2 rRNA genes are annotated in these 3383 nt (G+C 56.9%); both read left to right on the top strand.

Annotated features, from left to right (window positions below):
* Nucleotides 1-71: 71 nt before the first annotated feature.
* A 23S ribosomal RNA gene (locus D7044_RS32050) occupies nucleotides 72-3181 on the top strand.
* A gap of 82 nt (nucleotides 3182-3263) precedes the next feature.
* Nucleotides 3264-3380, top strand: a 5S ribosomal RNA gene (gene rrf / locus D7044_RS32045).
* Nucleotides 3381-3383 lie beyond the last annotated feature (3 nt).

The following is a 3383-nucleotide window of genomic DNA, read 5'->3' as shown; positions in this document are numbered from 1 at the left end:
TTGGTGTGGGGCTGTGGGGTTGTGGGTTGGTTGTTTGTTGAGAATTGCACAGTGGACGCGAGCATCTTTGTGGTCAAGTTGTCAAGGGCGAACGGTGGATGCCTTGGCACCAGGAGCCGATGAAGGACGTGGGAGGCCGCGATAGGCCTGGGGGAGCTGTCAACCAAGCTGTGATCCCAGGGTGTCCGAATGGGGAAACCTGGCTGGAGTCATGTCCAGTCACCCACACCTGAACACATAGGGTGTGTGGGGGGAACGCGGGGAAGTGAAACATCTCAGTACCCGTAGGAAGAGAAAACAAAATGTGATTCCGTGAGTAGTGGCGAGCGAAAGCGGATTGAGGCTAAACCGGTTGCGTGTGATACCTGTCAGGGGTTGCGTGGTCGGGGTTGTGGGACCCTGCGACACAAGCTGACACTTGTGTGAGGAGTTACAAAGCCAGTTGCTAGTCGAACAGTCTGGGAAGGCTGACCGTAGACGGTGAGAGTCCGGTAGGCGAAAGTGGCTGGTCTTCTGTGGGTGTTCCCGAGTAGCGGCGGACTCCTGAAATCTGCCGTGAATCTGCCAGGACCACCTGGTAAGCCTAAATACTTCCTGGTGACCGATAGCGGACTAGTACCGTGAGGGAATGGTGAAAAGTACCCCGGGAGGGGAGTGAAATAGTACCTGAAACCGTTCGCCTACAATCCGTCGGAGCCTTTAGGGGTGACGGCGTGCCTTTTGAAGAATGAGCCTGCGAGTTAGTGGCATGTGGCGAGGTTAACCCGTGTGGGGGAGCCGTAGCGAAAGCGAGTCTGAACAGGGCGTTCAGTCGCGTGTCCTAGACCCGAAGCGGAGTGATCTAGCCATGGGCAGGCTGAAGCGCGGGTAAGACCGCGTGGAGGGCCGAACCCACCAACGTTGAAAAGTTGGGGGATGACCTGTGGTTAGGGGTGAAAGGCCAATCAAACTCCGTGATAGCTGGTTCTCCCCGAAATGCATTTAGGTGCAGCGTCGCGTGTTTCTTGCCGGAGGTAGAGCACTGGATGGTCTAGGGGGCCCACAAGCTTACCGAAATCAGCCAAACTCCGAATGCCGGTAAGTGAGAGCGCGGCAGTGAGACTGCGGGGGATAAGCTTCGTAGTCGAGAGGGAAACAGCCCAGATCACCAGCTAAGGCCCCTAAGCGTGTGCTAAGTGGAAAAGGATGTGGGGTCGCATAGACAACCAGGAGGTTGGCTTAGAAGCAGCCACCCTTTAAAGAGTGCGTAATAGCTCACTGGTCAAGTGGTTCCGCGCCGACAATGTAGCGGGGCTCAAGTACACCGCCGAAGCTGTGGCATTCACATTTTACTTCGCATGGTTCTTCGGGATCGTGTGCAGGTGTGTGGATGGGTAGGGGAGCGTCGTGCCGGGGGTGAAGCAGCGGAGTGATCCAGTTGTGGACGCGGCACGAGTGAGAATGCAGGCATGAGTAGCGAAAGAAGGGTGAGAAACCCTTCCGCCGGATGACCAAGGGTTCCAGGGCCAGGCTAATCCGCCCTGGGTGAGTCGGGACCTAAGGCGAGGCCGAGAGGCGTAGTCGATGGACAACGGGTTGATATTCCCGTACCCGCGAAGGAGCGACCCTGATGAACCTCGTTGTGCTAACCACCCGAGCTGCCGGCGACCTTCGGGTCAATGGTGGGGAGCGTGGGAACCTGGCGGGTAGTAGTCAAGCGATGGGGTGACGCAGGAAGGTAGCTGAGCCCGGCCGGTGGTTGTGCCGGGGTAAGCGTGTAGGCCGTGCTGTAGGCAAATCCGCAGCACACATAGGCTGAGACGTGATGCCGAGCCGATTCAGGTGAAGTCAGTGATCCTATGCTGCCGAGAAAAGCCTCTAGCGAGTTCCGAGCGGCCCGTACCCCAAACCGACACAGGTGGTCAGGTAGAGAATACCGAGGCGATCGGGCGAACTGTGGTTAAGGAACTCGGCAAATTGCCCCCGTAACTTAGGGAGAAGGGGGGCCGGAGACGTGAAGCCCCGCGCGGGTGGAGCGTTGTATGGCCGCAGAGAGCAGGGGGAAGCGACTGTTTACTAAAAACACAGGTCCATGCGAAGAAGTAATTCGATGTATATGGACTGACGCCTGCCCGGTGCTGGAACGTTAAGGGGACCTGTTAGCTCTTTCGGGGGCGAAGCGGAGAACTTAAGCGCCAGTAAACGGCGGTGGTAACTATAACCATCCTAAGGTAGCGAAATTCCTTGTCGGGTAAGTTCCGACCTGCACGAATGGCGTAACGACTTCCCCACTGTCTCAACCACAGGCCCGGCGAAATTGCATTACGAGTAAAGATGCTCGTTACGCGCGGCAGGACGGAAAGACCCCGGGACCTTTACTATAGCTTGACATTGGTATCTGAATTAGCTTGTGTAGGATAGGTGGGAGCCGGTGAAGTCCATACGCCAGTATGGGTGGAGGCAATCTTGAAATACCACTCTGGTTGATTTGGGTATCTAACTTCGGACCGTTATCCGGTTCAGGGACAGTGTCTGGTGGGTAGTTTAACTGGGGCGGTTGCCTCCTAAAAGGTAACGGAGGCGCCCAAAGGTTCCCTCAGCCTGGTTGGCAATCAGGTGTTGAGTGCAAGTACACAAGGGAGCTTGACTGTGAGACTGACAGGTCGAGCAGGGACGAAAGTCGGGACTAGTGATCCGGCACTTGCGTGTGGAAGCGGTGTCGCTCAACGGATAAAAGGTACCCCGGGGATAACAGGCTGATCTTCCCCAAGAGTCCATATCGACGGGATGGTTTGGCACCTCGATGTCGGCTCGTCGCATCCTGGGGCTGTAGCAGGTCCCAAGGGTTGGGCTGTTCGCCCATTAAAGCGGTACGCGAGCTGGGTTTAGAACGTCGTGAGACAGTTCGGTCCCTATCCGCCGTGCGCGTAGGATACTTGAGAAGGGCTGTCCCTAGTACGAGAGGACCGGGACGGACGAACCTCTGGTGTGCCAGTTGTCCCGCCAGGGGCACGGCTGGTTAGCTACGTTCGGAAGGGATAACCGCTGAAAGCATCTAAGCGGGAAGCTCGCTTCAAGATGAGGTATCCCACCCACTTTGTGGGGTAAGGCCCCCAGCTAGACGACTGGGTTGATAGGCCGGAAATGTAAGCCCGGTAACGGGTTCAGTTGACCGGTACTAATAGGCCGAGGACTTGACTACTAAGCTGCTACGCGTCCACTGTGCAACTCTGAACAAGCAACAACCCCCAATTGTGTGTGGTTGGTTGACATGTTCATAGAGTTACGGCGGTCATGGCGGAGGGGAAACGCCCGGTCACATTCCGAACCCGGAAGCTAAGCCCTCCAGCGCCGATGGTACTGCACTCGGGAGGGTGTGGGAGAGTAGGACACCGCCGGACATT

This window comes from Micromonospora musae, from assembly GCF_003626635.1.
Classification (GTDB): Bacteria; Actinomycetota; Actinomycetes; order Mycobacteriales; family Micromonosporaceae; genus Micromonospora; species Micromonospora musae.
This window is presented reverse-complemented; position numbering and strand designations above follow the sequence as displayed.